Below are 15,017 nucleotides of genomic sequence, written 5' to 3' on the forward strand. Positions count from 1 at the left end.
CCGCCGGCGGCAGCTCATCGTGTACCGCGCCTTCTTCGAGCCGGGCGTGGACGGCTGGCCGGACCATGCGTGCCGCGGCTGCTCGATGATCGCCGACCACGTGGGCCACCTCGCCCACCTGAACGCCCGCGACACCACCCTGGTCTTCGCCTCGCGCGCGGCACAACCCGACATCGCGCGGCTGAAGGCGCGAATGGGTTGGCAGATGCCCTGGTACACGATCACCGACGACTTCGATGCCGACTTCGGCGTGGACCAGTGGCACGGCACCAACGCGTTCATCCGGGACGGCGACCGCGTGTACCGGACTTACTTCATCAACAACCGCGGCGACGAGGCGCTGGGCAACACCTGGAGTTACCTCGACATGACCGCACTCGGGCGCCAGGAGAGCTGGGAGGACTCGCCGGACGGTTATCCCCAAACCCCGCCGTACGAGTGGTGGGACTGGCACGACGCCTACGGCGAGCGCACGCCGTCGCGGTGGTTCGGCGAACCGGATCCCGACGACCCGAACGACCCGCGCCCGGCGCGCAACGGCTGAATCGGGACGATCGCATTTGGTGTCTTCGACCCGAATAACACGAATGCGCGGTAGCCGTCCAACGGCTACGCGCGCACTATTCGGCAGAGTGAATTGGGGCTATAAAATTCGGTGGTTCGCCCTGTTGACGTGGTAGCCCGCCGGGAACGACTTCTCGATGACCTGCAGGTGGTGGTCCACCCGGGACTCGAGTTCGAGGACCACGCAGCCGTCGCCGACGGTCTTGGACTCGAGGACTATGTACCGCTGGCCGCAATCCGTGATGGGATCACCCGAGTGCAATGTTTCGACGGGCACCAATTCCGGGGTTCCGTTTGATTCCACCCATCACACGGTAGGTCAATCCCGTGGGCGAGGGAATAGTTTTCGCGATCACCCGGGCTCACCGCGTCGCGGGCTGCTTGAAGAACACGCTGACGTGACGGATCCGCCCGTCGTCGCTTTGCTCGAACAGGATGCATTCCGGCCACCGCTTGGTGACCCCGTCCATTTCGAACGCCTCGGTCAGCTCGACGTAGGACAGCCGGGAGTTCACGTGCGAAACCCGCTGCACCTCCAGCCGATGCCCGTCCAGGTTGGTGAGCACCTTGCGCAGATAGGCGACGTAGTGCTGCTTGCCCTCGACGACATCGCAGAACGGGCCCTCGCGCAGCAGGCCTTCGTCGGAGATCGTCGCGGCAAGACCGTCCCAGTCGTGCGCGGCCAGGCAGTCCAGGTAGCGCTCGACCACTCCCGGTTCGCTCACGTCGGCTCCACGCACACCACAGTAGGCGACCGGTGGGCCGGAAAACAGGTTTGCTCAAGCCGTCCGCCCGGCCGGGCGGTGCGGGCGAGAATAGGGCGATGAGCGCACCCAGCCCACCGGATTCGCCGCCCGCCGCCCCGAGTTGCTATCGGCATCCCGGCCGGCCGACGTACGTCCGCTGCAACCGTTGTGAGCGCTACATCTGCGGCGACTGCATGCGCAGCGCCGCGGTCGGGCACCAGTGCGTGGAGTGCGTCCGGGCGGGCGCCCGAACCATCCGGCAACCGCGGACCCGCTTCGGCGGGCGGCAGCGGTCGGCGACGCCGGTGCTCACCTACGCGCTGATCGCCGTCAACGTGGTCGTGTTCGTGCTGCAGATGGCGTCGGGGAATCTCGAGAAGCAGCTGGCGCTGTGGCCGGCGGCGGTCGCCGACGGCCAGTTCTACCGGCTGGCGACGTCGGCGTTCCTGCACTACGGGGCGACGCATCTGCTGTTCAACATGTGGGCGCTGTACGTGGTGGGACCGCCGCTCGAAATGTGGCTGGGCCGACTGCGTTTCGGTGCGCTGTACGCGCTGAGCGGGTTGGGTGGCTCGGTGCTGGTCTACCTGGTCTCGCCGCTCGACACCGCGACGGCGGGCGCCTCGGGGGCGATCTTCGGCCTGTTCGGCGCCACCTTCGTGGTGGGCAAGCGGCTGGCCGTCGACGTCCGCTGGGTGGTGGTGGTCATCGGGCTCAACCTCGTCTTCACTTTCCTTGTCCCGCTGGTCAGTTCGCAACGCATCAGCTGGCAGGCGCATGTGGGCGGGCTGGTCACCGGTGGGCTGGTCGCGGCCGCCTACGTGTATCCGCCGAAGGAGCTCCGCAACGCGGTCCAGGCGGCGGTGACCCTGCTGGCGCTGGGAGCGTTCGCCGTACTGGTCTGGTGGCGCACCGCGCAGCTGCTCGCGGAGTTCTCCGCATGAGCTGGTGGCTCGCCCACTCCGAGCACACGCTGACTCAGGACGTGCCCGCACCCCCCGGCGAGGTCCGCGACTTCTACGTGGACCTGGACAACATCAAGATCGTCCACCCGCTGATCGTGTCCGTGCGCACGCTGTCGCGCAGCGAGACCGCGGAGGGCGTCGTCCACAGCTACCGGGTGCGCGACCGGATCCCGTTGGGCCCGTTCACCATCACCAACACCTACCGGGCCACGTTGCGGGTGCCCGCGGCCGGTGACGTGTTGACCGAGGCCGACCAGTCACCCGGGGTCCACCTGCGCGGCACGGTCAGCTTCGAGCCGATCGCGGCGGGCACGCGGATGACCGAACGCATCCGGATCGCCGCGCCGCGGCCGCTGGCGCCGTTCACGGCGCGCGAAGCCGTCAAGGCGCACACCGCGATGCTGGCCGGCATCCGCCGCCATTTCGAGACCGAATGATCAGCGAGGCTTCCACTCCGACGTCAACGCCGTCTCCGACAGATACTTCGTCGAACTCCACCCGCCGTCGACCACGATCGTCTGGCCGTTGATGAAGGCGCCGCCGGGCGAGCACAGGAACGCGATGGTGCTCGCCACGTCGTCGACCGTGCCCAGCCGCTGATGCGGCGTCATCTCGGTGTTGATGCGCCGGAACCGCTCGTCGTGCAGGCGCTCTTCTGTCATCGGCGTCTGAATCACTCCGGGGGCCACCGCATTACAGCGGATGCCCTGCGCCCCGTATTGGCAGGCGATGTGGGTGGTCAGCGCGGTGAGGCCGCCCTTGGCGGCCGAGTACGCGCCGCCGCGCAGACCACCGACCACGGCGAAGGTCGACGTGACGTTGATGATCGCCGACCCGGGCGGCATGTGCGGCAGCGCCTGGCGAATCAGGCGGAACGGGGCCCGCAGCATCAAACCCAGGAAGTGGTCCAGCGATTCGTCGTCCGTCTCGTGAACCGGCCGGGGGCTGCCGATGCCGGCGATGTTGACCAAAAAGTCGATGCGTCCCCACTTGTCCACCGCGGCATCGGTGATCCGCTGCGGGGCATCGTCGTCGGTGAGATCGACAGCCACCGTGGCCACCCGGTCGGGATCGCCGATGTGTTGCGCCAGCTCGGCGAGTCGCTCGTCGTTTCGTCCGGTCGCCAGGATCGCCATGCCCGCCTCGGCGAGCTTCACCGCGCAGCCGAAGCCGATCCCCCCGCTCGCCCCCGTCACCACCGCTACCTGCATGTCACTGTTCCGCCTTCATCAGCGCCGCTTTGATCCGGTGCTTCAATATCTTTCCCGCGTCGTTCTTGGGCAGCATGTCCCAAAGTTCAAGCTGCTCGGGCGCTTTGAACCGCGCCACGCCCGAGTCTTCGAGGAAGCTGCGCAGGCCGGCCACGTCGAGGTCGGGCCCGCCCGCGGGGACCACGACGGCGCAGGCGCGCTCCCCGGTCCGCGCGTCGGGCAGCCCGACGACGGCGATTTCGGCGATGCCGGGGTGGCCGGCGAGGACGTCCTCGACCTCCTTCGGCGAGATGTTCTCGCCGTTGCGGATGATGATGTCCTTGGCCCGGCCGGTGACGACGAGATAGTCACCGTCGAGCCGGCGCGCCAGGTCCCCGGTGCGGAAGTAGCCGTCGTCGTCGAAGGCGTCGGCCTCGTCTTCGGGATGCTGGTAGCCGGTCAGCATCTGCGGCCCGCGCGCGTGGATCTCGCCGCCGACCAGCTTCACCTCCGCCAGGCCGACGCGCCCGTCGGTGTCGGCGGCGCGCTCGGGGTCCCGCAGCGACCCGACCGTCGTGACGGGGACCTCCGTCGAGCCGTAGACCCGGGTGACGATGGCCGACTCGAAATAGGCTGCGGCCCGGCGGATCAGCGCGGGCGGCACCGACGCCCCTCCGCAGATGAACACCTTCAGGTCCGGCAGGCGGGTGCCGGCGCGCTCCGCGGCGGCCAGGATGTGCTCGAGGAACGGGGTCGCCCCGGCCATGTGTGTGCACCGCTCGGCTTGCATGAGCGCCACCGCGTCGTCGCCGTCCCACCGCTCCATCAGGACCGCGGTGGCGTCCAGGAGCAGCGGGCATTCGAACGCATAGATGGAACCGCCGATGTGCGCGATCGGCGACGCGACCAGGAACGTGTCGCCGGGTTCGACCAGCCAGTGCTCACCGAGCTGGCGGATCAGGGCGTGGATCGAGTTATGGCTGTGCAGAACGCCTTTCGAGCGCCCGGTGGTGCCCGACGTGTAGAGGATCATGCGTACGGCATCGGGATTGAGCGCGGGGAGCGCCCCGACCGGGGCGCGTTCTTCGAGCAGCGAGTCGAAGGGCGCGAAGCCCGCGCCGGCGTCCCCGCGCACGATCACGACGTCGGGCGGGGACTCCAGCTGCTCGGCCACCCGGCCCAGCATCGCGGCATAGTCGTGGCGGCCGAACCGGGCCGGCGCGAAGATCATTCGGCTGTCGGCGTCCTCCAGGACGAACCGGAGTTCGCGGTCCCGCATGGACGGCAGGATGGGGTTGGCCACCATCCCCGCCAACGTGGTGGCCAGGTAGATCAGCGCGGCCTCGTGCCAGTTGGGCAGCATGAAGGACACCACGCTGCCCGGGGGGATGCGGGCGTGCAGCGCGTGCGCCAGCGTCGTCGCCTGCCGGTGCAGGGTCAGGCAGTCCAGCCGCCGATCACCGTCGACCAGCGCCACCCGGCGCGGCGTGCGCTCGGCCGCCTCACGCAGCGCGTCGGCCAGCGTGGTGCGGACCCACCAGCCGCGCGCGTAGGCGTCGACGGCGCGTTCGTCGTCCCACCGAACCCACCGCCCGCCGATCAGCTTCCGGCTGGTGGCCATTGCGGCAGCTTAGCCACGAACCCGGCGCATCGTCATCGAGTGCCGGAAGCGCGACGCGGGATGGGTGTTGATGGTGACCTGGGCGACCCGCCCGTCGGACGCCGTGTAGGTCCGCCGCACCTGCAATGCCGGTGCGCCCGAATCGATCTCGAGACCGGCGGCCAGGTCCGGGGTGATGAGCACCGCGGCGATCTCCTGCTGAACCTCGACGATGCTCAGCCCGAACAGGTCCTCGATCAGCGGGAAGATGGGGCCCTCGTGGCGTTGCAACAACCGGCCGACCCCCGCGAACGCACGGTTGATGTAGTACTCGGTGCGGCACAGCGCCGCCCCCGCGGCCGCTTCGGCGGCGCGCCGGAAACCGCGCACGGTCAACCATTGCTCGCCGGCCGCCAACCCGGTGCGGGTGGCCAGGTCGTCGTCGACGGTGACCATGGCGACCGACTCGATGGCGAACCGGGTGTCCGTCGCGAACGCCAGCAGGTCGTTGATCGACATGACGTGCTGGACGTAGGAGTCCGACGACGGCCGCGGCACCACGAGGGTCCCGGTCCGGGGGCGCGACGACACCAGGTTGTCCTCACGCAGGCGCCGCAGCGCCTCCCGAATGGTGTACCGGCTGACCGCAAACCGCTCACAGAGTTCGTGTTCGGTCGGCAGTTGGGAGCCCACCGGGTAGACGCCCTCCACGATCTCCTTGCGCAACGTGCGGGCGACCTGCAGGTACCGGTGATCGACGACTCTGGCTTCCGGCATCTTTTCCCCTTAACCTTCCCGTCGCACGGCCAGCACGCTCCCGTCGCCGTCCGCCGAGACGTACAGCGTGCCGTCGGGCCCGGCGGCGAGGCCGGCGAACGGACCCTGCGGGCCGGAGAAGGGCGGCATGCCGCGCAGCGGCTTGGGCGTCACCCCGGGCGGGGCGCCCACCGGCAGGCCCGACGCGATGGTCCGGCGGGCCCCGGTGTCCAGGTCGAAGGCGACCAACTCCTTGGCGCCGGCGTCGACGACATAGAGCTGCCCGTCGCGCACCAGGATGCCCTGGGGGCGTTGCAGGCCGTCCCACACGGCGTTGCCCGCCCCGCCGAGTCGGACGACCCGCCCGGCGCCCGCCTCGGACACCAGGCAGGCCCCGTCTGGGGCGATGGCCACGCCGACCGGTTCGCTGAGCCCGGTGGCCATCACCTCGACGGCGCCCGCGCCGATGGACAGCACGCGGCCCGCGCCGAGTTCGGCCGCGACCACGGCCCCTCCCGGCGCGACCGCGATCCCGTAGAGCTGGTCGAAACCTTCAGCGAGAACGACGCTTTCGTTGTCACCCGGCCGGTAGCGTGCCACCTGGCCGTTGGAGGTGGTGACGACGAACTCGCCGTCGGCGACGGCGGCCAGGCCGCGCAGGAACCCCGGGTAGCCGGGGGTGAACATCATCCCGACAGTGCGCAGAGAGCCGTCGGAAAGGAGCACATAGAAGTACGTCCCGTCGGCGATGTAGAGGTTGCCGTCGGCGCCCACCGCCAGATCCAGCGGCCAATTCAGCCCGCCCGGCAACACCGTTCGGGTCTGGCCGTCGCCGAGGATCTCGGTGATCTCGCCGGTGAAGTTGGAGACGAACAGCCGCTCACCGACGAAAGTGAGGTTGTCCAGGCCGGGATTCAACGTTGCCAGCACGGTCCGTTCGCCGGTGCGCGGATCGATGCGCAGCACCTGCCCGCTGTGCACCTGGGTCGACACGATGCGCCCGCGGGAATCGAACTTCACCGCGTCGGGGACGCCGAGGTCGCCGGCCACGCGTTCGGGCTCCCCGCCGTCGGGCTCGATACGCCAGATCTCGTTGGCGCCCATCAGCGGGAAGTAGAGCATGCCGTCCGGCCCGACCTCCATGGCGTTGGGCGACGGCGCGTTCTCCAGCAGCACCCGCACAGCGCCGGCGGCCGGATCGAGCTCCAGCAGGCGGCCGCCCTCGCGGCACTCGCCGATGAACAGCCGCTGCCCGTGAAAGGTGATGCCGTTGGCCGACGGCACGTCGTCGCGCAGCACCCGGCTGCGGCCCGCCGGATCACGCACGCTCACCCGGCCGTCCATGACTTCGGTGGCGAACAGGTTGCCGTTCGGGTCGAACGCGACGTCGTCGGGGGCGATGATCTCGCCACCCTTGGCGCTGACGACGTCCAGCCGGCCGGTCGCCGGGTCGAGCGCGCTGATCTGGCTGCCGGTCACCTGGGCGATGTAGATCCGGCCGTCCGGCCCGGTGCGTAAGCCGTTCGCACCGAACAGCCGGCTCGGGGGTGTCAGGCGGGTGAGGCTCCAGCCGTCGGCGGCGCGCGGGTCCCGTTCGGCGGTATAGCGGCACTGAGGCGGCGACGATCCGGCCATCACGCTCGCACGGTAGCAACGCACCGCTGGTCCAGACAATAGACGCTGCAGTATTTATCGGATCCCTTGACGCGTGGCGGTGCCGCAGAGAATCATGCTCTCTAATGAGTGCACATCGTTATCTTGTCCGGACAATTACCTGATTCGATGACAGGCGACCTACTGAGCCTGGATGGGCGCATCGTCGTGGTCTCCGGCGCGGCCGGGGGCGGCATCGGCACCACGGTCACCCGCGTGGTCGCCGAGGCCGGGGCGACCGTGATCGCGGTGAGCCGCGGGCGGGAGAACCTCGATCGCCACCTGGGGCCGCTGCTCGCCGCGGGGCTCTCGGTGGTGCCGGTGGTGGCCGACGCCTCCACCGAAGACGGCGTGCGAACCACGATCGACGCCGTGCGGCGCGCGGACGGTGAACTCCACGGGCTGGTCAACGTCGCCGGCGGCGCGGATCCCTCGACATGGATGCCGTCGACCCGGGTGACGCGCAGCGACTGGCGAGAACTGTTCGCCCGCAACCTGGAGACGATGTTCTTCATGAGCCAGGCCGTGGCCGCGGAGCTGAAGCACCGCGGCCGCCCGGGCTCGATCGTGTCGATCTCGTCGATCAGCGGGATGAACACGGCGCCCTTCCACATCGCCTACGGCACGGCCAAGGCCGCCATCGTCGCGGCGACCCGCACGATGGCGCTCGAACTGGCGGACGGGGCGGCCCCGATCCGGGTGAACGCCGTCGCGCCGGGGGTCACCGAGACGCCGGCGTCGGGCGCCTACGTCGACTCCGACGCCGAGCGGGATCGCCGCGCCATCGCAATGGGTCGCCGCGGGCGGCCCGCGGAGGTGGCCGGCGCGGTCCTGTTCCTGCTGTCGGACCTGTCGAGCTACATCACCGGACAGGCGCTGCTGGTGGACGGCGGATTGAACCTCAGGTGGGGGCACCTGGGCGCCGACAACACCTCGTTGTTCCTCAAAGACGAATCATTCCGCGCGGCGATCACCCGCTGGGACGGGTAGAAAGCGAGGACCCGATGGCACAGAACGGCGCGGCCGCGCCCGGGGAACTGACCGAGCCGGTCACCATCCCGGTGGAGGCGTACCTCTCCGAGGACTACGTGCGCGCCGAGCGCGACAAGCTATGGCGCAAGGTGTGGCAGCAACTCGGGCGCGTGGAAGAGCTGCCCGGCGTCGGCAGCTATCTCACCTACGACATCCTCGACGACTCCGTCGTCGTGATCCGCACCGGAGCCGACACGCTCAAGGCCCACCACAACGTGTGCATGCATCGCGGCCGCCGGCTGGTCGACGCCCCGGCCGGCGCGAGAAACGCTTGCGGACGAAAGAAGTCGTTCGTGTGCGGGTTTCACGGCTGGACGTACGACCGGGACGGCGCCTGCACCCACGTGCCGGAAAGACAGGACTGGCAGGGCGCGCTGACCCCGGAGAACACCCACCTGGCACCGGTGAACGTCGACACCTGGGGCGGCTGGATCTGGATCAACATGGACCCCGCCTGCGAGCCGCTGCGCGACTACCTCGAACCCGCCGCCACCATGCTCGATCCGTTCCGCCTGCAGGACATGCGCTGCAAATGGCGCAAATGGCTGCATTTCGACTGCAATTGGAAGGTCGCCATGGAGGCCTTCAACGAGACCTACCACGTGGCCACCACGCACCCGCAGTTCAACAGGTTCGGCAACTTCCGCGGCTGGGCGATGGCGCAGGGCCAACACAGCAACATCGGCTACGACGCGCCCGAGGGGCTGGAGGAGACCAAGTCGAAGATCCGGCTGGGAACCGGTGCCGATCCCCGCATTTCGACGGCCGAGATGCAGATCTACACGCTGGAGGAAACCAACGCCACCACCACCAGGACCCTGGTGGAAGCGGCGCGCCGGCTGGTCGACGAGTTGCCGGACGACACCCCCGCCGGCCGGGTGCTCGAGCACTGGCTGTCCTCGGCCCGGCGCGACGACGCCGCCCGGGGCGTGGTGTGGCCGACCATCGATCCCGAACACCTGGCCAAGAGCGGCACGGCGTGGCAGATCTTCCCGAACTTCCAGATCGGGCAAGGCCTGACCACCGCGCTGTGTTACAGCGCCAGGCCACACGGCTACGACCCGGACAAGTGCATCTTCGAGGCGTCGTGCTACGAGCTGTATCCCGAAGGCGAAGAGCCGCAGACGGAATGGGTGTACGCACCGCCGGACGACCCGAACTGGCGCAGCGTGTTGCCGCAGGACTTCTCCAACATGGCCGCCGTCCAGCAGGGCATGAAGTCCTATGGCTTCCGCGGCCCCAAGCCCAACCCGTACATGGAACGCAGCACCGCCAACCTGCACCGCAACCTCGCCCGCTATATGGGCTCCGGTGCCCCGAAAAAGTTAGCGACGGAGATACAACGATGAAGGTCAATCTTGGTTTCGGCGCGCACAACTCGCACGACTGGGAGCGCGTCCTCGCCCAGGACTTCGGCCGGCCGCCCGCGACGCCGGACTGGGAGTGCGTGCAGGCGACGCTCGCCATCGCCGACCTGGCCGAGCCGCTCGGGTTCGACGGCATCTGGATGCCGGAGCACTGCGGGACGCCGTATGGCATGACGCCCAACCCGATTCAGGCGCTGAGCTACTTCGCCGGCCGCACCCAGCGGGTCGGCCTGGGCACCTTCGTCGTCGTCGCGCCGTGGTGGCATCCCGTCCGGCTCGCACACCAGATCGCCTACCTCGACATCCTCTCCAACGGCCGCTACACCACGATCGGGATCGGCCGCGGGGTCTCGAAGGGGGAGTTCGACGCCGTCGGCGTGCCCCGCGAGGAGAGCAGGCAGCGTTTCAACGAAACGCTCGACATCCTGCAGCTGGCGTTCTCCGGGGAGCGGTTCTCCTACGAGGGGGAGATCTTCACGGTCCCCGAAATGTCGCTGCGCCCCGAACCGCGAAGCGACGACCTCTTTTCGCGCATCTACAGCTCGTCGTCGACGGCCGAGTCACTGGAGATACTCGCGCGCCGCGGCATGGTCCCGCTCTTCGTCGGCAACAAGCCGATCGAGGACGCCGGACGGGAAGTGCAGAAGGTCAACACGTTCCGGAAGGAAGAGGGGCTGTCGCCCTGCCAGCCGAAGAACGTGATGTTCATGTACTGCACCACCGGCGACCCCGCGGAGTCCGAGGAGTGGATCTGGACGGCCAACCGCGACGTCACCGTGCACTACGGCTTCGCCGACGCGTCGAACTTCAAGGGCGTCAAGGGCTACGAGGCCTACGCCGCCCGGGAGGCCACCGCCACGGCCGTGCTCGCCTCCTCGGTAACCGGTGACGCCAAAGGCCCGTCCAAGACGCCGGGCTACCACGCCTCAAACCTGCTCATCGGGACACCGGAGGAAATTTTCACCCGCATCAAGGCCGCCCAGGAGGCGTGCTCGTTCTGCGAGCTGACCATCGTTCCCCAGTTCGGCACCATGCCCTACGACAAGGCGATGGCCAGCACCGAGCTGTTCGCCAGGGAGGTGCTGCCCGCCGTCCAGAAGATGGACGCGCCCCTGCACGCCGCGGCGCTGCCGGAGAACGCCCTGGCATGACGGACCCGGATTGCGCCCCTTCGCAGACCCCGAACGACGTCGACTTCGAGGCGCTACGCGAAAAGTACCGTCGGGAGCGCGAGAAGCGACTGCGCCCGGAGGGATCCAAGCAGTATGTCGAACTGGTCGACGACTTCGCGGGGTACTACGAAACCGACCCGCACTCACCGCCGTTGGTGCGCGATCCGATCTCGGCGGACATCGACGTCGCCGTGATCGGCGGCGGGTTCGGCGGCCTGCTGTGCGGCGCCTATCTGAAGAAGGCGGGCGTCGCTGACGTCCGGGTCATCGAGCTGGGTGGCGACTTTGGCGGCGTCTGGTACTGGAACAGGTACCCGGGCATCCAGTGTGATAACGAATCATATTGCTACGTACCGCTACTGGAGGAGCTGAACTTCATCCCGTCGAAGAAGTTCGCCGACGGCGCCGAGATCTACGACCACTGCCGTCGGATCGGGAAGCACTACGGGCTCTACGACTCGGCGATTTTTTCGACCCAGGTTCGCGAGCTGCACTGGGACGAGCCCGGCAAGCGCTGGCGGATCAGCACCGACCGCGGCGACGACATCCGGGCCCGCTTCGTGGTGATGGCCTCGGGCCCGTTCCACCGGCCCAAACTACCCGGCATCCCGGGGATCAACGACTTCAAGGGGCACAGCTTCCACTCCTCGCGCTGGGACTATGAGTACACCGGCGGGGACACGTCGGGTGGGCTGGACAAGCTCGCCGACAAGCGGGTCGCGGTGGTGGGCACCGGGGCGACGGCCATCCAGATCGTGCCGTTCCTGGGCCGGCATGCCAAGCAGCTCTATGTCTTTCAGCGCACCCCGTCCTCGGTCGGCGAGCGCAACAACGCGCCGACCGATCCGGAGTGGGTGAAGTCGCTGAAGCCGGGCTGGCAGAAGGAGCGGCAGCGCAACTTCCATGCCTGGACCTTCGAGGGGATGGCACTGGGCCAGCCGGATCTGGTCTGTGACTTCTGGACCGAGCTGGGCCGCAACACCGCCGCGCGGGTGCTCGGGCTCAAGGACCCGACCGCTATGACGCCGGAGCAGTTCATGGCCATCCGCGACGAGGAAGACTTCAAGGTGATGGAACGGCTGCGGCACAGGGTCGAGAGCCTGGTCGAGGACCCTGAGACCGCCGAGGCGCTCAAGCCCTACTACCGGTTCCTGTGCAAGAGGCCGACCACCAACGACGACTACCTGCAGACCTTCAATCGCCCCAATGTGACCCTGGTCGACGTGTCGGCGAGCAAGGGTGTCGAGCGGGTGACCGAAAAGGGCTTGGTGGCCAACGGCATCGAGTACGAGGTCGACTGCATCATCTACGCCAGCGGCTTCGAGATCACCACGGAGATCAGCCGACGGTATTCCATCGACGCGATAACGGGCCGCGACCGGGTGTCACTGTTCGACCACTGGCGCGACGGCTACCAGACGCTGCACGGCATGACCAGCCGTGGCTTTCCCAACCAGTTCTTCACCGGCTTCACCCAGGTCGGCATCTCGGCGAACATCGCCGCCAACTACGAACTGCAGGGCGAGCACATCGCCTACATCATCTCCGAGGCGCTGGCTCGCGGCGCGACCACCGTCGAGCCCACCGAGGCCGCCCAATCCCGGTGGTGCCAAACCATCAGGGAGACCGCGATCGACAACAGCGCGTTCGATTCCGAATGCACGCCGGGCTATTACAACAACGAAGGCGGTGGCGGGGGCGAGGGCATCCGGTCCCATCTGGGTGAGCCGTACGGGCCGGGGTTCTACGCGTTCAGGGATCTGCTGACCGAATGGCGCGACAGGGGTGACCTGGACGGTCTAGAACTGGGATCGTGATGGCGCAACTGAGATTCGACGATCGGGTAGCGGTGGTGACCGGCGCCGGCCGGGGGCTGGGCCGGGAGTATGCGCTGCTCTTGGCCGCCCGGGGCGCCAAGGTCGTGGTCAACGACACCGGCGGGGCGTTGACCGGCGCCGGCGCCGACGACGGTCCCGCCCACCAGGTGGTGAGCGAGATCAGGGCGGCGGGCGGCGACGCGGTCGCCTGCACCGAGTCGGTCACCACGCCGGGGGGTGGCCAGGCGATCGTCCAAGCGGCACTGGACAACTACGGGCGCCTCGACATCCTGATCCACAACGCCGGCAACGTCCGGCGGGGATCGTTGAAGGAGCTGAGCTACGAGGACTTCGACGCCGTCATCGACGTCCACCTGCGGGGCGCTTTCCACGTGGTGCGGCCGGCGTACCCGCTGATGTGCGACGCGGGATATGGTCGTGTCGTGTTGACCTCGTCGATCGGCGGCCTCTACGGCAACCACGGCGTCGCCAGCTATGCCGCCGCCAAGGCGGGCCTGCTCGGCCTGTCCGACGTCGTCGCGCTCGAGGGCGCCGCGGAGGGGGTGCTGTGCAACGTGATCGTGCCGTCGGCGGTGACGAGAATGGCTGAGGGTCTTGACCTTTCGGCTTATCCGCCGATGGGTACCGAGCTCGTCGCGCCCGTGGTGGGCTTGCTGGCACACGAAAGCTGCCCGGTGAACGGGGAAATCCTGGTCGCCATCGCTGGTCGCGTGGCCCGCGCGGTGATCGCCGAAACCCCCGGCGTGCATCGCCCGTCGTGGTCGATCGAGGACGTGGCCGAGCAGATCGATGCCATCCGCTACCTGGCGGTGCCGCTGGTCTTCCCCGTCATTCCGGACGGCCACGGCGACCACATTCGCTACAGCTTCGAAACCGCGGCACGCAAAGAAGGTGCGCGCCATGTCTAGTCGCGCGGCCGGTCCCGGCCGGCGCGGCGGACCGCTGACGGGTGTGCGCGTCGTCGACCTCACCGCGATGGTGATGGGGCCCTATTGCACGCAGATCATGGCAGACATGGGTGCCGACGTGATCAAGGTCGAGCCGCCGCAGGGTGACGACACGCGTTACGTGTCGGTGGGGCCGGCCCGCGGCATGGGCGGCGTCTTCGTCAACGTCAACCGCGGCAAGCGTGGCATCACCGTCGACCTGCGGTCGGAGTCGGGCAAGGCGGTGTTGCGGGCGCTGATCGAACGGGCCGACGTCTTCATCCACTCGATGCGCTCCAAAGCCGTTGCCCGGCTGGGGTTCAGCTACGACGAGGTGGCGGCGATCAATCCGGCCATCGTCTACACCAACTGCTATGGCTACAGCCGGCGCGGCCCCAACGGCGACCTGCCCGCCTACGACGACACCATCCAGGCGGCCTCCGGGGTGCCGTTCGTCCAGGAGCAGTTGACGGGAGAACCCAGCTACGTCGGCACCATCATGGCGGACAAGGTCGCCGGACTGACCGCGCTGTACGCCACCATGATGGCGTTGTTCCACCGCGAGCGCACCGGTGAGGGACAAGAGGTGGAAATCGGCATGTTCGAGACGATGGCGTCGTTCATGCTCGTCGAACACGCCAACGGCGCCATGTTCGACCCACCGCTGGGCCCCGCGGTGTATCCGCGGACGGTGGCCCCGAACCGGAGGCCGTACCGCACCCGGGACGGTTACATCGCGGCGCTGATCTACAACGACAAGCACTGGGCCGCCTTCATGGACGCGGTGCGGCCCCCCTGGGAGAGCGAGCTGTACGCCACACTCGAGCGGCGCGCGCGGCAGATCGACACCGTGTACGCGCTGCTGGCCGAGACGATGGCGCAGCGGACGACCCAGGAGTGGCTCGATCTGTTCCGGGAACTTCAGATACCGGCCGCGCCGCTGTCGAGTCCGGCGGCCCTGTTCGACGACGAGCATCTCAACGCCCTCGGCTTCTTCGAGACGGTGCGCACGCCGCACGGGCCGGTGCGGTTCCCCGGCGTGCCGACCTGGTTCTCCCGGACACCGGGGCGCGTGGCCGGCCCGGCGCCGGAGCTCGGCGGCGACACCCAGGAGGTTCTCGAGGAACTGGGCCTGGCCGTCGTCGACGTGAACGCCGAGGTGAAGCCGGCCGGGCCCGTATAACACGCGCGGCGCCTACCAAAAGCGA

General features: G+C 68.5%; 15 protein-coding genes. 9 read left to right on the forward strand and 6 right to left on the reverse strand.

All coding sequences use genetic code 11. The annotated features are described in order from the left end of the window. Positions 1-544, forward strand: a 544-nt coding sequence (locus A9X04_RS08885) for a DUF899 family protein (protein ID WP_067919452.1), incomplete at its 5' end; no start/stop codon positions are given. A 99-nt stretch (positions 545-643) separates the two neighbouring features. Here A9X04_RS08885 and A9X04_RS08890 read toward each other — a convergent pair. Continuing rightward, positions 644-868, reverse strand: coding sequence for a hypothetical protein (locus A9X04_RS08890; RefSeq protein WP_067919454.1), 225 nt, complete (start codon positions 866-868; stop codon positions 644-646). Between the two features lie 58 nt (positions 869-926). Then, positions 927-1,289, reverse strand: coding sequence for a nuclear transport factor 2 family protein (locus A9X04_RS08895; RefSeq protein WP_102419121.1), 363 nt, complete (start codon positions 1,287-1,289; stop codon positions 927-929). A gap of 98 nt (positions 1,290-1,387) precedes the next feature. Here A9X04_RS08895 and A9X04_RS08900 point away from each other — a divergent pair, with 98 nt between their 5' ends. Together A9X04_RS08900 and A9X04_RS08905 are read left to right on the forward strand one after the other, a co-directional pair. Next, a complete protein-coding gene (locus tag A9X04_RS08900; RefSeq protein WP_082974888.1) occupies positions 1,388-2,254 on the forward strand; it encodes a rhomboid family intramembrane serine protease in 867 nt (288 codons plus the stop codon). Next, positions 2,251-2,712, forward strand: coding sequence for an SRPBCC family protein (locus tag A9X04_RS08905; RefSeq protein WP_067919461.1), 462 nt, complete (start codon positions 2,251-2,253; stop codon positions 2,710-2,712). The genes A9X04_RS08900 and A9X04_RS08905 overlap by 4 nt, the downstream gene beginning before the upstream one ends. Here A9X04_RS08905 and A9X04_RS08910 read toward each other — a convergent pair whose 3' ends face one another. From A9X04_RS08910 to A9X04_RS08925, 4 genes are read right to left on the reverse strand one after another with little or no spacing between them, the layout of a single operon-like run. Next, entirely contained in the window at positions 2,713-3,486 is a 774-nt protein-coding gene (locus tag A9X04_RS08910) for an SDR family NAD(P)-dependent oxidoreductase (protein WP_067919463.1), read from the reverse strand. It lies immediately after the preceding gene. Position 3,487: 1 nt separating this feature from the next. Continuing rightward, positions 3,488-5,086 (reverse strand): AMP-binding protein, encoded by a 1,599-nt coding sequence (locus A9X04_RS08915; RefSeq protein ID WP_067919464.1) that lies wholly within the window; start codon positions 5,084-5,086, stop codon positions 3,488-3,490. Between the two features lie 9 nt (positions 5,087-5,095). Next, positions 5,096-5,842, reverse strand: a complete 747-nt coding sequence (locus tag A9X04_RS08920; RefSeq protein WP_067919466.1) for a GntR family transcriptional regulator — start codon at positions 5,840-5,842, stop codon at positions 5,096-5,098. 9 nt (positions 5,843-5,851) lie between these two features. Beyond that, on the reverse strand, positions 5,852-7,456 hold the full coding sequence (locus A9X04_RS08925; protein WP_067919468.1) for an SMP-30/gluconolactonase/LRE family protein: 1,605 nt from the start codon (positions 7,454-7,456) through the stop codon (positions 5,852-5,854). Positions 7,457-7,603: 147 nt separating this feature from the next. Between A9X04_RS08925 and A9X04_RS08930 the strand changes: the two genes are divergently transcribed. Genes A9X04_RS08930 through A9X04_RS08955 form a run of 6 tightly spaced genes read left to right on the forward strand, consistent with a single transcriptional unit; the run spans position 7,604 to position 14,992 of the window. Further along, positions 7,604-8,464, forward strand: a complete 861-nt coding sequence (locus A9X04_RS08930) for an SDR family NAD(P)-dependent oxidoreductase (RefSeq protein WP_067919470.1) — start codon at positions 7,604-7,606, stop codon at positions 8,462-8,464. Between the two features lie 14 nt (positions 8,465-8,478). Beyond that, the gene (locus A9X04_RS08935) at positions 8,479-9,855 is read left to right on the forward strand and encodes an SRPBCC family protein (RefSeq protein ID WP_067919472.1); all 1,377 of its coding nucleotides are present in this window, start codon (positions 8,479-8,481) and stop codon (positions 9,853-9,855) included. Next, complete coding sequence (locus tag A9X04_RS08940) at positions 9,852-11,024, forward strand: LLM class flavin-dependent oxidoreductase (RefSeq protein WP_067919474.1); 1,173 nt, start codon at positions 9,852-9,854, stop codon at positions 11,022-11,024. The genes A9X04_RS08935 and A9X04_RS08940 overlap by 4 nt, the downstream gene beginning before the upstream one ends. After that, positions 11,021-12,862 carry an NAD(P)/FAD-dependent oxidoreductase gene (locus A9X04_RS08945; RefSeq protein ID WP_067919485.1) on the forward strand — a complete coding sequence of 614 codons (1,842 nt, stop codon included), beginning with the start codon at positions 11,021-11,023 and terminating at the stop codon, positions 12,860-12,862. The genes A9X04_RS08940 and A9X04_RS08945 overlap by 4 nt, the downstream gene beginning before the upstream one ends. Then, positions 12,862-13,791 (forward strand): SDR family NAD(P)-dependent oxidoreductase, encoded by a 930-nt coding sequence (locus A9X04_RS08950; RefSeq protein ID WP_067919490.1) that lies wholly within the window; start codon positions 12,862-12,864, stop codon positions 13,789-13,791. The genes A9X04_RS08945 and A9X04_RS08950 overlap by 1 nt, the downstream gene beginning before the upstream one ends. Further along, positions 13,784-14,992: a CaiB/BaiF CoA-transferase family protein gene (locus A9X04_RS08955; RefSeq protein ID WP_067919504.1), complete on the forward strand. Its 1,209-nt coding sequence runs from the start codon at positions 13,784-13,786 to the stop codon at positions 14,990-14,992. The genes A9X04_RS08950 and A9X04_RS08955 overlap by 8 nt, the downstream gene beginning before the upstream one ends. Positions 14,993-15,017 lie beyond the last annotated feature (25 nt).

It is taken from the genome of Mycobacterium sp. E3247 (genome assembly GCF_001667785.1).
GTDB lineage: Bacteria > Actinomycetota > Actinomycetes > Mycobacteriales > Mycobacteriaceae > Mycobacterium.